The 18,550-nt window shown below is 61.7% G+C and carries 16 protein-coding genes; 12 read left to right on the forward strand and 4 right to left on the reverse strand.

Going from position 1 to position 18,550, the window contains the following annotated elements; translation table 11 throughout:
• The first annotated feature begins 83 nt into the window (after positions 1–83).
• From IT540_RS19110 to IT540_RS19125, 4 genes are all read left to right on the forward strand, one after another.
• Positions 84–1,835 (forward strand): PQQ-dependent dehydrogenase, methanol/ethanol family, encoded by a 1,752-nt coding sequence (locus IT540_RS19110; RefSeq protein WP_291181394.1) that lies wholly within the window; start codon positions 84–86, stop codon positions 1,833–1,835.
• Positions 1,836–1,844: 9 nt separating this feature from the next.
• Positions 1,845–2,396, forward strand: coding sequence for a c-type cytochrome (locus tag IT540_RS20860; RefSeq protein ID WP_366030338.1), 552 nt, complete (start codon positions 1,845–1,847; stop codon positions 2,394–2,396).
• Positions 2,397–2,482: 86 nt separating this feature from the next.
• Positions 2,483–3,079, forward strand: a complete 597-nt coding sequence (locus IT540_RS19120; protein ID WP_291181396.1) for a hypothetical protein — start codon at positions 2,483–2,485, stop codon at positions 3,077–3,079.
• A gap of 32 nt (positions 3,080–3,111) precedes the next feature.
• Positions 3,112–3,528 (forward strand): copper chaperone PCu(A)C, encoded by a 417-nt coding sequence (locus IT540_RS19125; protein ID WP_291181398.1) that lies wholly within the window; start codon positions 3,112–3,114, stop codon positions 3,526–3,528.
• 134 nt (positions 3,529–3,662) lie between these two features.
• On the opposite strand, the gene IT540_RS19130 is transcribed toward IT540_RS19125, so the two are convergent.
• Positions 3,663–4,007 (reverse strand): helix-turn-helix transcriptional regulator, encoded by a 345-nt coding sequence (locus IT540_RS19130; protein WP_291181400.1) that lies wholly within the window; start codon positions 4,005–4,007, stop codon positions 3,663–3,665.
• Positions 4,008–4,632: 625 nt separating this feature from the next.
• Here IT540_RS19130 and IT540_RS19135 point away from each other — a divergent pair.
• A complete protein-coding gene (locus IT540_RS19135) occupies positions 4,633–6,486 on the forward strand; it encodes a sigma-54-dependent Fis family transcriptional regulator (protein ID WP_291181401.1) in 1,854 nt (617 codons plus the stop codon).
• Positions 6,487–6,529: 43 nt separating this feature from the next.
• Here IT540_RS19135 and IT540_RS19140 read toward each other — a convergent pair whose 3' ends face one another.
• Entirely contained in the window at positions 6,530–7,216 is a 687-nt protein-coding gene (locus IT540_RS19140; protein ID WP_291181402.1) for a TetR/AcrR family transcriptional regulator, read from the reverse strand.
• A gap of 228 nt (positions 7,217–7,444) precedes the next feature.
• Here IT540_RS19140 and IT540_RS19145 point away from each other — a divergent pair, with 228 nt between their 5' ends.
• The 7 genes from IT540_RS19145 to IT540_RS19175 all read left to right on the forward strand — a co-directional run bounded on the left by IT540_RS19145 (position 7,445) and on the right by IT540_RS19175 (position 17,363).
• A complete protein-coding gene (locus tag IT540_RS19145) occupies positions 7,445–8,209 on the forward strand; it encodes a glucose 1-dehydrogenase (RefSeq protein WP_291181403.1) in 765 nt (254 codons plus the stop codon).
• Positions 8,210–8,219: 10 nt separating this feature from the next.
• A complete protein-coding gene (locus IT540_RS19150) occupies positions 8,220–9,461 on the forward strand; it encodes an acyl-CoA dehydrogenase family protein (protein ID WP_291181404.1) in 1,242 nt (413 codons plus the stop codon).
• Between the two features lie 21 nt (positions 9,462–9,482).
• Positions 9,483–10,523: a phosphotransferase family protein gene (locus IT540_RS19155; RefSeq protein ID WP_291181405.1), complete on the forward strand. Its 1,041-nt coding sequence runs from the start codon at positions 9,483–9,485 to the stop codon at positions 10,521–10,523.
• 31 nt (positions 10,524–10,554) lie between these two features.
• Complete coding sequence (locus IT540_RS19160) at positions 10,555–11,691, forward strand: thiolase family protein (protein WP_291181406.1); 1,137 nt, start codon at positions 10,555–10,557, stop codon at positions 11,689–11,691.
• Entirely contained in the window at positions 11,691–13,970 is a 2,280-nt protein-coding gene (locus IT540_RS19165; protein ID WP_291181408.1) for a 3-hydroxyacyl-CoA dehydrogenase/enoyl-CoA hydratase family protein, read from the forward strand. Before IT540_RS19160 ends, IT540_RS19165 begins: the two co-directional genes overlap by 1 nt.
• Positions 13,971–14,063: 93 nt before the next feature.
• Positions 14,064–15,617 (forward strand): AMP-binding protein, encoded by a 1,554-nt coding sequence (locus tag IT540_RS19170; protein ID WP_291181410.1) that lies wholly within the window; start codon positions 14,064–14,066, stop codon positions 15,615–15,617.
• 27 nt (positions 15,618–15,644) lie between these two features.
• Entirely contained in the window at positions 15,645–17,363 is a 1,719-nt protein-coding gene (locus tag IT540_RS19175) for a thiamine pyrophosphate-binding protein (protein ID WP_291181412.1), read from the forward strand.
• A gap of 52 nt (positions 17,364–17,415) precedes the next feature.
• On the opposite strand, the gene IT540_RS19180 is transcribed toward IT540_RS19175, so the two are convergent.
• Together IT540_RS19180 and IT540_RS19185 are read right to left on the reverse strand one after the other, a co-directional pair.
• Positions 17,416–17,922 carry a PPC domain-containing DNA-binding protein gene (locus tag IT540_RS19180; protein ID WP_291181414.1) on the reverse strand — a complete coding sequence of 169 codons (507 nt, stop codon included), beginning with the start codon at positions 17,920–17,922 and terminating at the stop codon, positions 17,416–17,418.
• Positions 17,923–17,982: 60 nt separating this feature from the next.
• Positions 17,983–18,550 (reverse strand): AEC family transporter (locus IT540_RS19185; RefSeq protein ID WP_291181416.1); only part of this gene is annotated, 568 nt, incomplete at its 5' end.

Raw genomic sequence — 18,550 nt, forward strand, 5'->3', positions numbered from 1 at the left:
CCAGGAAGACCGAAATCTGTAATCAGCCGCGGTCCTGCGAGTCATGGCGCCGCTGCTGGCAGGAAAAATTTGTGGGAGGAACAATGAAGTCCTATCGCCTCGCAGCCTCTCTGGTTGCGCTATCGATGTCGTGCGTTTCGCCGGCATTCGCTCAGGAGAAGTCGGTTTCGGCCGAGCGACTGCTCAACGCGGACAAGGAGCCGGAGAACTGGATTACCCATCACAAGAACTATCAGGCCCATCGTTTTTCCCCGCTGAACCAGATCACGGCTGACAATGTGAAGGGGCTCAAGGTCGCGTGGACGCTGGCGCTCGGCGGGATCGAAGGCGGCGGAATGTGGACGCACGGCGGCCTCACCGGCACCCCGCTGGTCGAGGACGGTTTCCTCTACTTCGCCGACGGCTGGGGCTCGGTCTACAAGATCGATGCACACGGCGCAAAGCCGAAGCTGGTTTGGAAAATGGATCCCAAGACCGATCGGGATTGGGCCGGCGCCGTGACGTGCTGCGGAGTGAATAACCGCGGAGTAGCCCTTTGGCAGGACCTGGTGATCTCGCACGTCATTGACGGCAGGCTCATCGCAACAACCAAGAAGGACGGCGAGGTGGCATGGATCGCTACGCTTGCCGACCCGGAAAAGGCAGAGACCATTACTGCGGCGCCGCTGATCATCAAAGATATGGCGATCACAGGTGTTGCGGGTGCCGAGTTCGGCATCCGCGGGTGGATCGCTGCCACAGACTTGAAAACCGGCAAGGAGCTGTGGCGCACTTACACGGTGCCGGCGAAAGGCGAGCCCGGCAGCGAGACCTGGAAGGACGACTACAACGCCGCTGCGACGGGCGGTGGATCGTCGTGGGTGACGGGAACCTACGACGCGTCAACCGACACCATCTATTGGGGAACGGGCAACCCCGGGCCGGATTGGGATCACGAATATCGCCCGGGCGACAACCTCTTTACCAACAGCACGTTGGCCTTGGATGCCGATACGGGCAAGGTGAAATGGTACTTCCAGCACACACCGAACGATCCCTTCGACTACGACAGCGTCGCTGAGCGCGTGCTGGTCGATCTGCCCGATGGCGGCAAGAAGATCCTGCTTCAGGCCGATCGCAACGGTTTTGCCTATGCGTTGGACCGCGAGAGTGGCGACTTCCTGTGGGCATCGCCGTTCGTGAACCGCGTATCCTGGACCAAGGGTATCGATCCCAAGACCGGCAAGCCGCAGGAGTACGACCCGAAGAAGGACATCCAGCCCTATCTCGGCGCTCCCAATCGGACCAATCTGGTCGGCACCGCCTGCCCTGGAAACATGGGCGGCAAGAACTGGCCGCCGACCTCCTACAATCCGGACCTAAAGCTGCTCTACATTCCCACCATCGAGAGCTGCAACCAACTGACGGTCACGCCCACCAAGCCGGGCAGCTATAAAGCCAAGGAGTTCTTTACCGGCGGCGGACCCAAGCAGCACGAGCGCATCACGGGCAGCGTCGTGGCGCTCGACGTCACCTCGGGCAAGATCGCCAAGAAGATCGAGGTTCCCTTCCCGATGCTGGGCGGCATGCTCAGCACGCCGGATCTTGTCTTCACGGGCCACCCCGACGGCAAGGTCAGCGCCTATGACGCAAAGACCCTCGAGGAGCTTTGGACATTCGAGACCGGCTCCGGCGTCAACGCACCGCCGATCACGTTCAGCGTCGACGGCAAGCAGTACATCGCCATCGCCGTAGGGCTTGGCGGGGCTTGGCCGAAGTGGTTCGTCGACTCCACGCCGGAGCTCAAGGACATCCAGCCGAGTTCCATGCTCTATGCGTTCGCATTGGGAGACTAAGACCGAATGATGCGAAACGCGGCCTTCGCGGCTCTGTTTGCCACTGCGCTTGCGTCCCCTGCTCTCGTTGCAGCCGCTTCCGCGGCGGAGCAGGGGACGCCTCCCACGAGCCGCACTCTTCGGCTCGGAAAGACGGTGTACAAATCGGCCTGCTCCGGCTGCCACAAGTGGCATGGGGACGGCGGAGGAGGTTATGGAGGGGCGGCGATGTCCCTCCGCGCCACACATCTCGACGTCGAGCAACTTGTGGAAGTTATCCAGTGCGGTCGGCCCGGAACGGGTATGCCGTCGCACGTTCGCGATCCCTACAAGGATGGGTCGTGCTACGGCATCACGAAAGATACGCCCGACATCGAGTTTCCGATGCAGGCCAACGCCATGCTCCGCAACGACGAGATAGCGGCGGTCGCCGAGTACGTGAAGACATACCTTCAGGGCAAGGGCGAGCCGACATTCAGCGAGTGCGCGGAATATTGGGGGGAGAACTCCCAAAATTGCCGTGACTTCAAGCCCTCCCACCAATCATCCGTCAAGAGCGACCCGGATAAGGTCTCGAAGTGATAGGCTGGTCTTCTCACGAAATGCACCGCAGGTGGGGCCCCTTAGCGTGCTTCGCTCTGGCCATCACATGCGTCGCGCCTCAATCAATGCTTGGCGCCGATACTTCCGCCGTCCGCTCAGATCTCCGTGATCTCCGTGTAGGAATGAAGCTGGGAGAGATCCCGGCAGGCGGCTACGTCAATCTCAGATGCGCGACCGAGGCCGAGAAAACGTTGGCCTCATGGTTCGACTACAAGCAGTGCGCGGTCGACGGGTACGGCCGCCACGCCGTTCACTTTGAGTTCGACGAGAAGACGAATGTGCTTGGTTCCCTGGACGACAAGTACAGGGGTACAAAGGTGGGCGGCCATCCCGTCATTCTGACGCTGCTGATCGACCATACGGAACGTGTTGTCGGGCTCGATATCGAAACCGACAACAACACCCGGCTCTTTCTACGCAAGAAAGCTCACATGCTCGGTCGCCAGGCGATGAGCTTCTACGGAGACGACGGTTGGACCTGTGAGAGACGGCAGCCGGGCTCCGATGAGGCGCCTATCGGCGGCCTATTCATCCGCGAGCGGTGCAGCAAAACAGTCGACGGAAAGGACATCGTTGTACATCGCGATTTCTATCGCCCGCTACACGGCGAGCTCAAAGATTTCGTCAGCACCGCCAAGATCGAGGTCCACTCGATCAAATAGCCCGACATCGGAACGCCGAGGAAACGAAAGAAATGAAGAGACTTGCGGTAGCGCTCGCCTTTGCCGTGTCCGGCACAGCCCCTGTCGTCGCCAGCACATTGGAGATCTTCCAAGCCTGGTCGCCGGTCGGCGAGAGGAGCACTGACCTGCCGATCTATATGACGATCACAAACTCCGGCGAGGCGGATGATCTCCTGCGCTTTCAATGCCCGTCTGTGGCGCATTTCACCGAGAAGCGCACGACGGACTACGGAGAAGGGGCGCCGTCAACACGAGAGGTGAAGTCGATCGCCATCGCCGCTTCGGGAAATACTGAGTTGAAGCCGGGCGGGGACCACCTCGTCCTGCTCAAGATCATCGGCCCGACAAAGGCTGGCGACACGTATGGTTGCCAGGTCACCTTTCGCCGGGCGGGGCGCAAAACGATCGATGTGAGCGTCAAGGAATGAGGAGATGGTTTTGTCGATCGTCCCGCTCGCGTGTTAACGCCAGACACCTCAAACGCCACCGAAACCGCCAGCCAAATGAATTCTTGCGGTCGTTCCCACTTTAGCAAATAGCAGATTTATATGCCGCGCCGTGACTAGCCTTTCGGATTGCTCGGGGTCCGCAGCGCGCGCGAGTCGATGATGGCTCTGAGCTTGGCGGCCTGAGAAGGCAAGTTGCAGACCACGCAGAAGGCGATCAACGCAGCCTGAGTTCGGTTCCTGCACCCAAGTGCTTTTGTGATGGTCGTGATATGCGATTTGACGGTCGATTCCTGTAGCGAGAGTCGCCACGCGATCTCCTTGTTCGAATGACCCTCGACGAGCAGGGATAGGACGCGGCGCGTTTGGGGGCGCAACGCATCAACGCTTGCCGACAGCGTGGGCAGCATCTCCTGCTCGACCGGCCAAGGCGCCGCCAACCGAAACAGATCGAAATCCATGTCGTTTCCGGTGGGACAGGAGAGAGGAATGGTTTTCGCTTTCATTGATGATGATGGCCTTGCCCTGATTGCACCGCGACCCTTCCGCTGTCGCGGGCAGTGCGCTGCGAACCTCGTCACGTGAGGTCCGAGAGAGTTCCGTATCCGTTGATCAGAACGGTGTTCGCAAAACACGTGCCAGAGGCAATGACCGCTGAAAGTGCCGTCATACAGTCGTTATCAGCTCACGTTGGAGAACTCCGTCAAGTGTTTGCAGGTGTTGCATTCCGCGCTACACTTGTAACGTTGTCTTTCCCCGTCCGTTCTGCGCAAAATCCCGGAAACTGCAGATTGATCCGGTGAATTGGACCTCTTCTGATCAAAAAACGAGCGAGCGCTCGGTTGCCGGTGGTCGCAACATGGGATACAACAGGTGTAAATTTGTTGCGTCACTGGACATACTCCGGCACGCCAAGGGGCGCGGGCTCATCCTCCGCACCCGAGAAACGTTATGCAACAGGGAGACACGGCGGTGAAATCTTCCCGATCTCACGCCGACCAGATCCTGCGGATCGCAGGTTCCGAGCCCCCACCGGCGCTGCACGGTGACAATGCAAACGCGATCAGGCGGTCGTGGCACCGCTGTGTGAACATCCATAAACTTAATCCGACGTCACGCCATCAGGCCCATGTCGAGACGGCGAAGGGGCTCTCGCGCGTCCGCGACCAGCTCGGCGAGTTCGGGACCATCGCCCGCACCTGCATGGAGAAGCTGGCGCAAGGCAGTTTCGAGTGCGGGTATGTCATTCTCACCAATGCCGAGGGCGTCATCGTCGATTTCGTCGGCCACAAGTCGTGGATGCAGGAGGCTACGGATGCCAGCCTCATGGCTGGAGCGAACTGGAGCGAGGACATCACCGGCACGAACGGCATCGGCACCTGCATTGTCGAGCAAGGCCCCGTAAGCTGTCATCTCGATGAGCATTTCCATGTCACTCAGACAGGCTTCAGTTGCGGCAGCGCGCCGCTATACGCGCCTGACGGCAGCTTCTTAGGCGTCCTCAACGTATCAACGATACCGTCTCCCGGCGAACACGGAGAAAGTACTGCTGCTCGCGTGTGGGCAAGTCAGTTCGCAAGTCTGATCGACAGCGCGACCTTCATTCAGCATTTCAAGAACTACTGGGTGTTGAAGCTCGCACGCGCGAGCGAGCTGGTCGACGTATCGACGGACCTCCTGATCGCTGTCGATGCGGATGGAGTCGTTGTCGGAGCCAATATGGGTGCGCGCAGGCTCCTCGATGTAGCGTCCGGCGTGCCGCAAATAAGCAATCCGACCGGCAAGCACCTTACGACGCTGTTTCGGTGCGGATATGGCGACATCTGGCAAATGATGAAGCCGCAGTCGTCTGTCGAACCCACGCTTTTGAGAACGCTGGACAACACTACGCTTTTCGTATCGGCGTCGCCGCCTCGCGAGGCGAGGGCCAGCGTGCGCACAGGGAAAACTCAGCTACCCGAGTATCCGGCGCTCAGTCAGATCGCAAGCGACGACAAGGAGATGAAGAGGGTTCTCGACCATGCGCGGCGGCTGGTCAACAAGAACGTCAACATCCTAATCCAGGGGGAAACCGGCACCGGAAAGGAGGTGCTGGCGAAGGCGCTGCACGATTCCAGCGCGCGCGCAAAGAAGGCATTCGTTGCCGTCAACTGCGCCGCAATTCCTGAATCCCTCATTGAAAGCGAGCTGTTCGGATATACGGCCGGAACCTTCACCGGTGCGCGCAGCAAGGGAATGCAGGGGCTGATCGAACGGTCGAGCGGAGGCACCTTGTTCCTCGACGAAATCGGCGACATGCCCCTGCATCTCCAGACGCGCCTGTTGCGCGTGCTCTCGGAGCGCGAGGTGCTTCCCCTTGGAGCCGACAGTCACGTCCGCATCGACCTGACCGTCATCTCCGCCTCTCACAGGGATCTGCGGAAGCTGGTGTCCGACGGCATTTTTCGAGAGGATCTCTATTATCGTCTCTGCGGCGCAACGCTGGTTCTGCCGCCGTTGCGTGATCGTCAGGACAAGGAATACATCATCCATCGCGTGCTTCAGCAGGAGGCCAAACAACTCGGGTGCCGCGCTTGGATCGATGAGGCCGCTATGGCCTTGCTCGTGCGGTACCCTTGGCCTGGCAACGTGCGGGAGTTGCGCAACGCCATAAGATTTGCCCTGGCGATCTCGGACGATGGGATTTTCGTCGATCAGTTGCCGCCCGAGCTTAGGGGAGAGAGGGCGCCGCCGGTCGTCTCTCATGCGTTCGCCGTCTCCGGTCCCTATCCCGTATCCGACGCCCACTCTGGAATGCGCGAGCCGGCAGAACGGCTGCGCGATTGCCTGCGTCGGAACAAGTGGAACATTACAGCGGTGTCCGCGGAGTTGGGGCTTTGCCGCACCTCCGTCTACCGACAGATGAAGCGGTTTGGAATCATCCCGCCGACGCATTTGTAGGGCTGAACGGCTGAGGCTGCATCGGGAAGCAAAAAAAATGCGCCTATCTTGTCAGCGCCGCCTCTACGAATGAGGTGATGGCGCGCACATACTGCTCCGCGGAAACGCCGCGCCTTCGATACTTGCTCCGTTTCACATACCAATCCTGGAGCAAAGGCTTGATGATTGCTGCCGTCAGATCGATGTCGTCGACGACGAAAACGCTCTGAGCCTCGCCGTCTGCAAGCGCGAAAGCAATCAGCGCCTCAGTTGCAAGCTCGCTTCTCACCGCGAGCTCCCGTCCTTCGCGGGAGAAGGCCTTGGCCTCCATGTAGGCGAAGACGAACCACGGCTGCATGGTCTCGGTCAGATAGACATGCGTTTCGAGCAGCCAGCGCAGGCGGTTCAGGGGATCGTGCTCCAGCGCCTGCGGCGGAGAGCTGAGCGTTTCCTTAACCGCGGCGGCAACCTCCCCGAGGATCATGAGCAGCAAGGTGTCCTTGCTGTCGAAATAGTTATAGAGCGCGCCCATGCTCAGGCCCGACTCCGAGGCAAGGTCCCGCAGGCTCATCGAGTGAAATCCGGTGCGGTTCGAGAGCGCCAATGTCGTTTTGGTGATTCGAACGAGGTTGCCGACCGCAACATGACGTTTCTGGGTGCGGATCGTCTCCCTGTGGCGGTCGAACATGCGGGCGCAGAGAAATTTCGTCGAGAGATCAAACTCCTCTTGAAATGCCTTCAGGGTTCGCATGGGCGCGACTGTCGGCCGTCGGCTCGATTGGTTCGTGTGTGTCACGTGCATAAAGGCGGTCCCCTCCGTCGTCTCTCGCCTTCCGGGTGGCGCCGATCATAGTTCGCAGGATGCAAAAGCACCATCCGCCCATTGCTATTGTCTGCACTTTCCGCTAGTTGTTATCAAAGATCGAGCGCTCGCTCAGTTTTTGGGTGCTTGTATGGCTGGGGATGTTCCGCGCTTGCCATGAAGGACCCATTCGACTTGACGGGCCGTGTTGCCATGGTCACGGGCGCCTCATCGGGCCTCGGGCGGCACTTTGCGATTGTGCTAGCCCGCGCTGGCGCGAAGGTGGTTGTCGCTGCACGGAGGAGCGAGCCGCTGCAAAGCCTCGCTGAGGAGATTCGCAGCCTGGGCGGCGAGGCAATTGCGGTCAGTCTCGACGTGACGGACCATGACTCCGCAAGGGCCGCCGTGGAGACGGCCGATGTCGGCTCTGGCCTTGACATCCTCGTCAACAATGCGGGCGTAGCCCTGACAAAGGCGGCGCTTGCCGTGTCAGAGGACGAGTGGGACTTCGTCGTCGATACGAACTTGAAGGGTGTTTTCCTCGTTGCGCAGGAGGCCGCTCGGCGCATGAAAGAGCGAGGGCGCGGCGGGTCTATCGTCAACATCGCCTCGATACTGGGCATTCGAGTCGCGGCTCGCGTGCCCGCATACGCCGCGTCGAAAGCGGGTGTCGTACAGTTGACCAAGGCCCTCGCGCTCGAGCTTTCGCGCGACAGCATCCGCGTCAACGCGCTTTGTCCCGGCTACATCGAAACCGATCTCAATACGGAATTCTTCCAAAGCGAGCCTGGAAAGGCCTTGATCGGACGCATTCCGCTTCGCCGTCTCGGGCGCGCCGATGAGCTCGACGGCGCGCTGCTTCTGCTTTGTTCGGATGCCGGTTCCTTCATTACGGGCTCGGAGCTCGTGGTCGACGGCGGGCATGTCATTTCATCACTCTGAGGCTTTGATCGTGGATTTTCGTATTCCCGCCCGCTCCGAGCACTATCGACGCCGCATCGCCGAGTTCGTCGAGCGCGAGCTCATTCCCTTGGAAAGCGACCCCGCCAGTTTCGACGCCCACGATAACATCCGGCTCGATCTGCTCCAGGGCGTCAGAGAGAAAGCGAAACGCGAAGGCCTTTGGTGCCTCCAGCTCCGCCCGGAATACGGCGGCGTCGGCTCGTCCAAGGTCGAGATGGCGGTGTGCTACGAAGCCATGAACCACTCGATCTTTGGTCCGGCGGCATTCAACAGCGCGGCGCCCGACGACGGCAACATGATGCTGTTGCAGGCGGTCGGGACTCCTGAGCAACGCGAGCGATGGCTGCGTCCGATCGCTGATGGAAACGTCCGCTCGGCGTTCGCGATGACCGAGCCTCATCCGGGCGGCGGGTCCGATCCGGGCATGATCATGACCACTGCCACCAGGCGCGGCAGCGAATATGTCATCCGGGGAAGGAAGTGGTTCATTACCGGCGCAGCCGAGGCCAGCCATTTCATCGTCATTGCGCGCACGTCGGATGACGTCCGGCACGGCCTGACGGCGTTTCTCTTCGACAAGGACCAACCGGGTTGGAGAATAGCGCGGCGCATACCCATCATGGGTCCGGAGGAACACGGCGGGCATTGCGAATTGGAATTCGACGATCTGGTCGTTCCGGCGGATAACGTCCTGCTTGGGGAAGGTCAGGGACTCAAGGTCACACAGATCCGGCTCGGGCCGGCGCGTCTTACGCATTGCATGCGATGGCTCGGGCTTGCCAAGCGGTGCCTCGCGATCGCGCAAGACTATGCTGCGGAGCGCCACGCATTCGGCACGCGGCTGGCGGACCGAGAAAGCATCCAAATGATGCTCGGCGACTTGGCGATGAACATCGAGATCGGGCGTCTGCTCGTGGCCAAAGCCGCTTGGCAGCTCGATCAAGGTGACCATGCGCGCAAGGAGATCTCGATGGCCAAAGTCGTCGTCGCGCGCGTGCTGAATCAGGCCGCGGACACGGCCATCCAAGTCAACGGAGCGCGGGGGTACTCCAAGGATACGATCCTCGAATGGGTCTATCGCTACGCGCGACAGGCCCGGCTGGTCGATGGCGCCGACGAGGTCCACCGGATGGTGTTGAGCCGCCTGTTGGCGAAGGACAAGGAAAAGCCCTTCTGGGACTGGCCGGCCAAGGGGCCGCCGGCGGCCGCATGCGATCATGCGGCGAAGTAAGCCGGCCTCATGGGGAGCGGAATGGCAGACACGAGAACACCGCAGACGGACGCCACCATCGAGTTGCCGGCTGGGAAGCTCGACCGCTATCTGCGTGCACAGATAACGGAGCTGGTGGGCAATGTTCGTATCGAAAAGATTGCGGGCGGCCAGTCCAATCCCACATTCTTCGTTTCGTACGACAATGCCGATCTCGTCCTGCGAAAGCAGCCGCCCGGCGAGCTATTGCCGTCCGCTCATGCCATCGATCGCGAATACCGTGTGATGCACGCCCTGGCGCAAACGGACGTGCCGGTGCCTCGAATGATCCTCTACTGCAACGATCCCAGCGTCATTGGCACGCCATTCTACATCATGCAGCGAATCTCGGGGCAGGTGCATCACGACTGCGCGCTCCCGGGCGTTGCGCTCGAGCTCAGGCGCCCCATGTACAACTCGCTGGCGGAAACGCTTGCGCGTCTTCACAATGTCGATTTCCTGACCCTCGGGCTCTCGGATTATGGGCGCTCTGGCAACTACTTTGCGCGCCAGGTCGGCCGATGGACGAAGCAGTGGACGCTCTCCCAGACGCGGGATGACCGCAATATCGAAAGGCTGATCGACTGGCTTCCCAAGTCGGTTCCCGACAATGAGACGACGGCGATCGCGCACGGAGACTATCGGCTCGGAAACGCCATTTTTCATCACGATCAGCCGCGCGTTGCCGGCGTTCTCGATTGGGAGCTGTCGACACTTGGCCATCCGCTCGCGGATCTCGCCCATTGCTGCATTGCCTGGCATTCGAGTTCCGACGAGTACGGTGGTCTGCGAGACCACGACATCAGAGCGCTCGGCATTCCCGATCAGCACGAGTTCGAAGACGTCTACTACGGGCTTGCCCGGCACGGTCAGCGAATGACGAGCTTCCACATGGCGTTCGCGCTGTTCCGGTTTGCGGTCATCTTCGAGGGCATCGCGGCCCGGGCGAAGGCCGGCAACGCGGCTGATGGGAACGCGGCGAAAACGGGGCTTTTGGCGGCCAGCTTCGCACAACTCGCGGTCGACGCGTTGGATGGGTCTTGAGCTTGGGCAGCCAGACAAAGAGGGACAACCGATGAGCGCTGCGTACATCGTCGACTATCTTCGCACTCCGTTTACTCCGGCGCACAAAGGGGCATTGGCCGGCGTGCGCCCGGATGACCTTGCCGCCAGCGTGGTCAAGGCGCTCGTTAAGAAATCCGATATTGATCCCGAGACGATAGAGGATGTGATCCTCGGCTGCGCATTCGCCGAGGGCGAGCAAGGGCTCAACATCGGTCGTACCGTGGCAGTCCTCTCCGATCTCCCCTTGAGCGTCGGAGGATCGACCGTCAACCGCTGGTGCGGCTCCTCCATGCAGGCGGTGCAGGCGGCGGCAGGGGCAATCTCCATGGGTGCCGGCGATGTCTTCATAGCCGGCGGCGTCGAGTCGATGACGCGGGTGCCGATGATGGGTTTCAATCCCATGCCCAATCCGTCCTGGGATGCGGCACTCCGGTCCGCGTTCCTCAACATGGGACTGACCGCGGAGAACCTTGCCACCCGATATGGAATCGATCGGCAGGAGCAGGACACCTACGCACTCGAAAGCCAGAGAAAGGCTGCCGCGGCGCAAGCGGACGGAAAGCTGCGCGAGGAAATCTCTCCCTTTCTCGCGGACGACGGCATCGTCGAAGCTGACGGCTGCGTGCGTGGGCAGACGACTCTGGAGAAGCTTGCCCAGTTGAAGACAGCTTTCGCGGAGGACGGCTCGGTCACGGCCGGGAACTCATCTCCGCTCACAGACGGCGCGTCGGCTGTTCTCGTTTGCTCGGAGACTTTCATCCGCGATCACAAGCTCTCGCCGAAAGCGCGGATCGCGAGCTATGCCGTTTCGGGTTGCGCTCCGGAGATCATGGGCATCGGCCCGGTCGCCGCGACGAGAAAAGCCGCGCGTCGCGCGGGTATAAAGCCGAGCGACGTCGGGATCCTCGAGATGAACGAGGCCTTTGCGGTCCAGGTGCTCGCGTGCTGTCGCGATCTCGATATCGATCCGGCGCGTCTCAATCGAGATGGAGGCGCGATCGCCATCGGTCACCCGCTTGGCGCAACCGGAGCGCGCCTTGTCGGCAAGGCGGCGCTGTTGCTGCAACGGGACGGCGGGAAGTATGCGCTGGCGACGCAATGCGTCGGCGGCGGGCAAGGCGTGGCGATGGTGCTCGAGGCCGCCTGATGACCGACATTCGCAGTGCTGCCGTCATCGGCGCAGGAATCATGGGGTCCGGTATCGCGGCGCATCTCGCCAACGCCGGCCTCGATGTCGTGCTGCTCGACCTCGACCCAACGGTCGCGGCCAACGGTGTCGCCCGCCAGGTGAAATCCGGCGGTTTCATGGATCCGAGGTTTGCCGGGCGTGTGCGTACGGGATCGTCCGAGACCGACATTCGCCTGATCTCGGATGCGGACTGGATCGTCGAGGCCGTCGCGGAGCGTCTGGACGTCAAGCATTCCGTCTATTCGGCCATCGCATCCGAACGGAAGCCAGGATCGATCGTCTCGTCGAACACGTCGACCATTCCGCTCGGCGCGTTGCTGCAGCAGAGATCGCCGTCCTTCTCCGCCGATTTTTTGATCACGCACTTCTTCAATCCTCCGCGCTGGATGCGCCTGCTCGAGATCGTCGACGGTCCCTTGACGAACCCCGATGTCACACGCCGCATCGCCGAGTTTGCGCATACGCGTCTCGGCAAGGGGATTGTGAGCTGCAAGGACACGCCGGGCTTCATCGCCAACCGCATCGGCACGTACTGGATGGGCGTGGCGCTCAACGAGGCGATCAAGCTCGGTATCGACATCGAGGAGGCGGATGCGTTTCTCGGCAAGCCGTTCGGCATCCCCGAAACGGGGCTGTTCGGCCTGCTCGATCTGATCGGTATCGACCTGATGCCGTCGGTGCTGCGCAGTCTCCAACAGGCGCTTCCCGCGACTGATCCCTTTCAAGATTTCGATGCGGAGCCACCGCTTGTGGCGCGCATGATCGGGCAGCGGCGTACCGGCCGCAAGGCGGGAGCCGGCTTTTTCAGGCTGACGCCCGACCGCAAGGGCCGCGAAGCGCTGGATCTCATCTCGGAGACCTACCGGCCGCTCCGCAGCGTGTCCGTAACGGTCGGCACCCCGCGGGCTGCTATGCAGCACGCCGCCAAGGGAGGCCAGCTTGCCGACGCCGTGATGCGGCGCACTTTGTCCTATGCCGCGACACTGGTGCCGGAAATATCCGACTCGATTGCCGACATCGATGAGGCCATGCGCCTCGGATACGGCTGGAAGGAAGGACCGTTCGAGCTGATCGATCGTCTGGATGCAGCGTGGTTTGCCAAAGCATTGACTGCGCGCGGTATGACGCCGCCGGCCCTTGTTGAGGAAGCGGCGCGGGAGGGCGGCTTTTATACATCGGCAAGTGGCCGGCGCTCATACCTCGTGCCGGGAAAATCCTATCAATCCATTCCCCGTCCAGACGGAAGCATCAGCCTGTCCGACCTCAGTCTCTCGGCGCAACCCGTCGCGGGATCGGAGTCCGCGAGCCTCTGGGACCTCGGCGACGGGGTCGCCTGCCTCGAGCTCCGGTCTAAGATGAACACGTTCAATTTTGATGTTCTTCGTTCCATCGAAGAGCTTACGGAACGCGTGAGCCGCGATTTCCGCGCTCTGGTCATCGGCACCGAGCTGCCCGTATTCAGCGCGGGCGCCGACCTTCGCCTGTTCTTGAACGCTATAGAGAGAAACAATCGGGATTCGCTCAGATCATTTATCGTTGCCGGACAACGGGCGTTCCGCGCCTTGAAGTTCGCGCCCTTCCCGGTCGTTGCGGCGGCTGCGGGGCGCGCGGTCGGCGGTGGTCTTGAGTTCGCGCTGCATTGTGATGCTATCCAGGCCCACGCGGAGCTGCAAGCCGGCCTCGTTGAAACGAGCATCGGCGTCATTCCTGCCTGGGGTGGGTGCACCGAGCTGCTGTTGCGGGTGGTCGCCAATCCGGAGCTGCCCCACGGACCGGTCGCACCGGCACTCCACGCGTTCAACGTCATCGGTTCCGCCCGTATCTCCTCGAGCGCGTTCGACGCGCTCAGGCTCGGCTATCTACGCCCTACAGACCGGATCACAATGAACCGAGAGCGGCTGCTATCGGACGCCAAGGCTACCGCAATCCGCTTGTCCGAAGGTTATGCCCCGCCAGAGCCACAACTCCTGACATTGAGTGGCCGCTCCGGCGCGTCCGCGCTCGTCAACGTCTTGGATACGACGGAGCTCGCCGGTCGCCTCTCGCCTCATGATCGGCTGATCGGAGAGAAGCTCGCTTGGGTCCTCTCGGGCGGCTCGGCCGATCCGACCAAACCGCTGCCCGAGGAGCACGTGCTCGGCCTCGAATGCGAAGCCTTCCTGGAGCTGGCCACAACGCCAGCAACCAGGGAGCGGATCACCCACATGCTGGAGCGCGGCAAGCCGCTGCGCAATTGAGGCGAGAGGGATCACACAAACAGAGCCAATGAACTGGCCATGCGAGAACCGCGATGGGGATGGAAGAGAATGGGCCCGCTCACGATTTCAGACATGATCAAGACGCACGCGCGTCTCCGGCCCCACAAGATCGGTGTCCGCGATTCCAAACGATCCTTCACGTTCGCACGCTGGGACGAGCGGTGCAGCCGTCTCGCGAACGCGATGCTCGCCCTCGGCCTGCGGAAGGGCGATCGCGTCGCGCTCTACGCCTACAACACCGTCGAATGGATGGAGCTTTACGTAGGATTGTCGCGGGCGGGTTTGATTGCCGTGCCGATCAACTTCCGCCTCGTCGGACGGGAGATCTCCTACATTCTCACGCACTGCAATGCGCGCGCGGTCGTAGCGCAGAACGATCTCAGGGAGAATATGGACGCAATCCGGTCCAGCCCCGATTTGAAGGACCTGTCCTACATTCTTCTCGGCGGCGAGAAGGCGCCGGAATGGCTCAACTATGAGGCTTTACTTGAAGGTGCGTCTTCCGAAGCGCCTGCCGTCGAGGTTGGCCCCGAGGACGTTTTCGCCGTCATGTACACGTCCGGCACGACCGGAAATCCCAAGGGTGCAATTCGCCGGCACGGCGCAAACTCCCTTATCGCCATCCTGACGGCGTACGATCTCGGCTTCTCGGAGAACGATGTCGGGCTATTCGTTATGCCGATGTGCCACGCGAACTCCCTCTATTTCAGCCTGACCTTCTCCTATCTCGGCGCGACGTGCGTGATCGATGATCGCAAGAGCTTCGATCCGGAGGCGGTGCTGCGGGACATGGCCCGGCAGAAAGTCACCTTCACGTCGCTTGTGCCTACCCATTTCACCATGATGCTCGGGCTGCCCGAGGAGATCAAAGCCAGGCATGACGTAAGTGCCATCGAGAAGCTGATGATCTCGTCGGCGCCGGCCCGCGAGGACACGAAGCTGGCGATCATCAAGCATTTCCAGAACTCGAGGCTCTTCGAGCTCTATGGATCGACGGAAGCCGGCTGGGTCACGCTGCTGCGACCGGACGATCAGATCCACAAGCTCGGCTCCGTCGGGCGCGAATGGAGTGGAACCGGCGCCATAAAGTTCCTGGATGCCAATGGCGATGAAGTTCCGGATGGAGAGGTCGGAGAGCTTTTTTCCCGGACCCCCTTCGTATTCGACGGCTATTGGAACGATCCGCAAAAGACGGCGGATGCCTTCCGGGGGGCCTGGTGTTCGGTTGGCGACATGGGCCGCAGGGACCAGGACGGGTTTATCCATCTCGTCGATCGCAAGAGCAACCTGATCATCAGCGGCGGTGAGAACATCTACCCCTCCGAGGTGGAAGGCGTGATCGGCGCACATCCGGCCGTGAAGGATGTGGCCGTGATCGGAGTGCCTGACGAGAAGTGGGGCGAGTCTGTCAGATCCATCATCGTGGCGCATGCCGGCCAGACCGTCACCGAGACGGAGATCCTCGATTGGTGCAAGGCGCGCATGGCGGGCTACAAGCGACCGCGCTCCATCATATTCGTTTCGGATGCGGATATGCCGCGCACGCCGACAGGAAAGATTCTGCACCGCATCTTGCGTCAGAGGTTCGGCGATGCGGCGCCGGCGTCGACGAGCACGACGGAATAGATCGAAACGCACCAGGGAGTGTGCACTATGGTTATCTCAGATAATTCCTCCGCCGCATTGATCGCGAAATTCCTGCGCGCGCGGGGCGTGAGCCGCGTTTTCGCGCTTTGTGGCGGTCACATCATGCCGATCTGGATGCGGCTCGATGCAGAGGGGATCCGCATCATCGACGTGCGGGATGAGCGTGCGGCCGTGCACATGGCGCAAGCACACGCGGAGCTAACGGGGGAGATCGGCGTTGCGCTCGTGACCGCAGGACCGGCCGTGACCAATGCCATGACGGGGATTGCCAATGCCTTCGTCTCACGCGCGCCCGTGCTCGTCCTGTCTGGAACGCCGCCTACGGGCCAGGAGAACCGCGGCAGTCTGCAGGATATCGATCACACCCTCCTCGTGCGCTCCATCACCCGCTATGCGCGCACGGTGAGAAAGCCGGACCTGGTGCTGCAGGAGCTCGATGAAGCCGTGGAGCGTGCTTTCGGACACGGCGGAGACCCCGGCCCCGTCTATCTCGATTTTCCGACGGATACGCTGCGCGCCGAGGTTCCCGCGGCTGTTGTGCTCGAGGAGCACTTGCGGCCGAAGCCGCGCGTGGTGCAGCTTCCGCTGCCCGACGTGGTCGCTCAAGCCGTCGACCTGCTTTGGGGCGCCAGACGCCCCCTGGTGATTTCCGGGCGCGGTGCGAAAGGTGCCGGCGCGGAGCTGATCCAGTTTCTGGACCGTCTCGGCGCGGTCTATCTGGACACCGGGGAGAGCCGCGGCATCGTTCCGGACGGGCATCCTTCCGTTGTCAACGCCGTGCGCGGAAAGGTCATGGGGCAGGCGGACGTGGTCGTGACCATCGGCCGACGGCTCGATTTCCAGCTCGCGTACGGCTCGCCTGCGGTCTACGGCAACGCCAAGTTCATCCGCATCTCCGATTCCCCCTCGGAGCTGCGCGACAACCGTCGCGGAGCCGTCGAGCTGCTGGCCGACCCCGCCGCCACGCTTGCGGCGCTCGTGGCGACCGCCGGCAACCGGAAATCAAACGTCGACCGGCAGTGGGCCGATGGCCTGCGCGCAGAGCATGAGCAGCGCGCAGGCAAGCTCGCGCAGGTAATGAGAACAGCGCCGCCTGACGAGGAGGGGCGCATTCATCCCAACTTCCTGTTGTCCGTTCTGCAGAGCAGGTTGAAGGATGACTGCATCCTGGTCAACGATGGCGGAGACTTCCTGAGCTTCAGCCGCGTTGGGCTGTCCGCATCGACGGTTCTGGATCCAGGCCCCTTCGGCTGCATCGGCGTGGGCGTGCCTTATGGCATCTCTGCGGCGCTCGCTTTCCCGAACCGGCAGGTCGTGGTGGCAACCGGCGACGGTTCGTTCGGCTTCAATGCGATCGAGATCGATACTGCCGTGCGCCATCGCTCGCCCGTGGTCATTGTCGTGGCCAACAACGGAGCGTGGCAGATCGAGGTTCACGACCAGAAGGTCACCCACGGCAAGGTCGTCGGCACGAAGCTGCAGTTCTCCGATCACGCGGCCATGGCACGCGCGTTCGGAATGTATGCAGAGCGCGTGGAGAAAGGTGAGGACCTCGCCGGTGCCCTCGATCGTGCATTCGCCAACAGTCCGGCGCTTGTCGATGTCGTGGTCTCGCCCGAAGCCGTCTCGTCCGATGCCAAGTCCGGTCTCGCCTGGGTGCCGGACCTGCAGCCCCTCGCGGCCTGGGAAGAGGCCGAGCAGAAATGGAGATACCCGGCGCGTTAAGCGGCTGATCTACATCACGGAGTGCGAAAGGTTACTCCGCTTTGGCGGAGCTTCATTCCTTTCCGAGGTCGAGGACGTTGACGCCGATCGAGGGATCTATGGCGCGCTGAAGCTGCGTATCGTGCGTGACGATCGTGATCTCCGCCGAACCCGTCCCGATCTCGGCCTCCAGAATATGGCCGCCGACGACTTGGAAATCGCGGCCGGAGACGGCGCCATGCGCATGAATGGACGGCTTGCCGTTCTTCCAGGCGATGCTGCCGCTCAACGTGGTGATCTCCACGTCATGGAAGGTCTTGGGGAGGAACGATCGCGAGCTGAAGTCATAGAATCCGAACGTCACCTTGCGCAGGAAGCCGATGCCGACCAGACTGGCGCTTGGAAGGTTTTCGCGCGCGGCGAGGCTTTCGAGCTCGCCGATGACGTTGTCTCCCTGGCGCAGCACGACAAGGAACCCGGTAGGCGTCCGGATATACCGTTTCGTTGCCTCAGTCGCATGTGCGGGGAAGATACTGCTTACGAGAAGCGCAAGCGTTGCGTACAGGGTAGGTTTCACCATGGTCGTTTCATCCTCCTGTGATGTTCATTGAGGCGCCCTCACGTGGAGGCGCGCTTGGATCTATGAAACGCCTGCCACACCCAAGCGGCTCGCCAGATACATAAGAAGTGCCAGCGAAAAGACCGCAATGCCGGTGGTGGTAAAGATCGCGCGAGAGGTGACAGACATCTCGAGCTGATAGAGCTGCGCCACCATGAAAGGGCCGGTGCCGGTAGGCAGCGCCGCGAGCAGGGTTGCCGCGTAGACGAGCTGGGCCGGCAGAGCAAAGACGTAGTAGGCGATCAGCAACGTAAGCGCTGGATGCAGCACGAGCTTGCTTACTGAGATAAGGGCCGACGTGCGTGCCGTGTTCGTTCCGGCGTAGTTGCCGGGCTCGGCCAGAAAGACACCGAGCGCGACCAGCGCGCAAGGGCTTGCCGCGGAGCTGCCGAGGCTGAGGAACACATGCACGCTCTCGGGCAGCCTGATGCCCGCGACGCCGATCAACGCTCCGATGATTGGTGCGCCAACCAGAGGGTTCTTCAGAACCGAGGCGCCGACTCCGAGGATCAGCGGGAGCAGCTTCGCTTGTGGTTGCCGACCGAGCTCGATGAGAACCAACGTGGTGGCGAAGAGCACGCTGGTGGAG

Origin of the sequence: Hyphomicrobium sp. (assembly GCF_020852195.1) — a bacterium.
Taxonomy (GTDB): domain Bacteria; phylum Pseudomonadota; class Alphaproteobacteria; order Rhizobiales; family Hyphomicrobiaceae; genus Hyphomicrobium_C.

Coding starts and splice junctions, on each gene's coding strand:
- IT540_RS19110 (WP_291181394.1), top strand. CDS start 84: ATGAAGTCCTATCGCCTCGCAGCCTCTCTGGTTGCGCTATCGATGTCG.
- IT540_RS20860 (WP_366030338.1), top strand. CDS start 1,845: ATGCGAAACGCGGCCTTCGCGGCTCTGTTTGCCACTGCGCTTGCGTCC.
- IT540_RS19120 (WP_291181396.1), top strand. CDS start 2,483: ATGCTTGGCGCCGATACTTCCGCCGTCCGCTCAGATCTCCGTGATCTC.
- IT540_RS19125 (WP_291181398.1), top strand. CDS start 3,112: ATGAAGAGACTTGCGGTAGCGCTCGCCTTTGCCGTGTCCGGCACAGCC.
- IT540_RS19130 (WP_291181400.1), bottom strand. CDS start 4,007: ATGGATTTCGATCTGTTTCGGTTGGCGGCGCCTTGGCCGGTCGAGCAG.
- IT540_RS19140 (WP_291181402.1), bottom strand. CDS start 7,216: ATGCGAACCCTGAAGGCATTTCAAGAGGAGTTTGATCTCTCGACGAAA.
- IT540_RS19145 (WP_291181403.1), top strand. CDS start 7,445: ATGAAGGACCCATTCGACTTGACGGGCCGTGTTGCCATGGTCACGGGC.
- IT540_RS19155 (WP_291181405.1), top strand. CDS start 9,483: ATGGCAGACACGAGAACACCGCAGACGGACGCCACCATCGAGTTGCCG.
- IT540_RS19160 (WP_291181406.1), top strand. CDS start 10,555: ATGAGCGCTGCGTACATCGTCGACTATCTTCGCACTCCGTTTACTCCG.
- IT540_RS19165 (WP_291181408.1), top strand. CDS start 11,691: ATGACCGACATTCGCAGTGCTGCCGTCATCGGCGCAGGAATCATGGGG.
- IT540_RS19170 (WP_291181410.1), top strand. CDS start 14,064: ATGATCAAGACGCACGCGCGTCTCCGGCCCCACAAGATCGGTGTCCGC.
- IT540_RS19175 (WP_291181412.1), top strand. CDS start 15,645: ATGGTTATCTCAGATAATTCCTCCGCCGCATTGATCGCGAAATTCCTG.
- IT540_RS19180 (WP_291181414.1), bottom strand. CDS start 17,922: ATGGTGAAACCTACCCTGTACGCAACGCTTGCGCTTCTCGTAAGCAGT.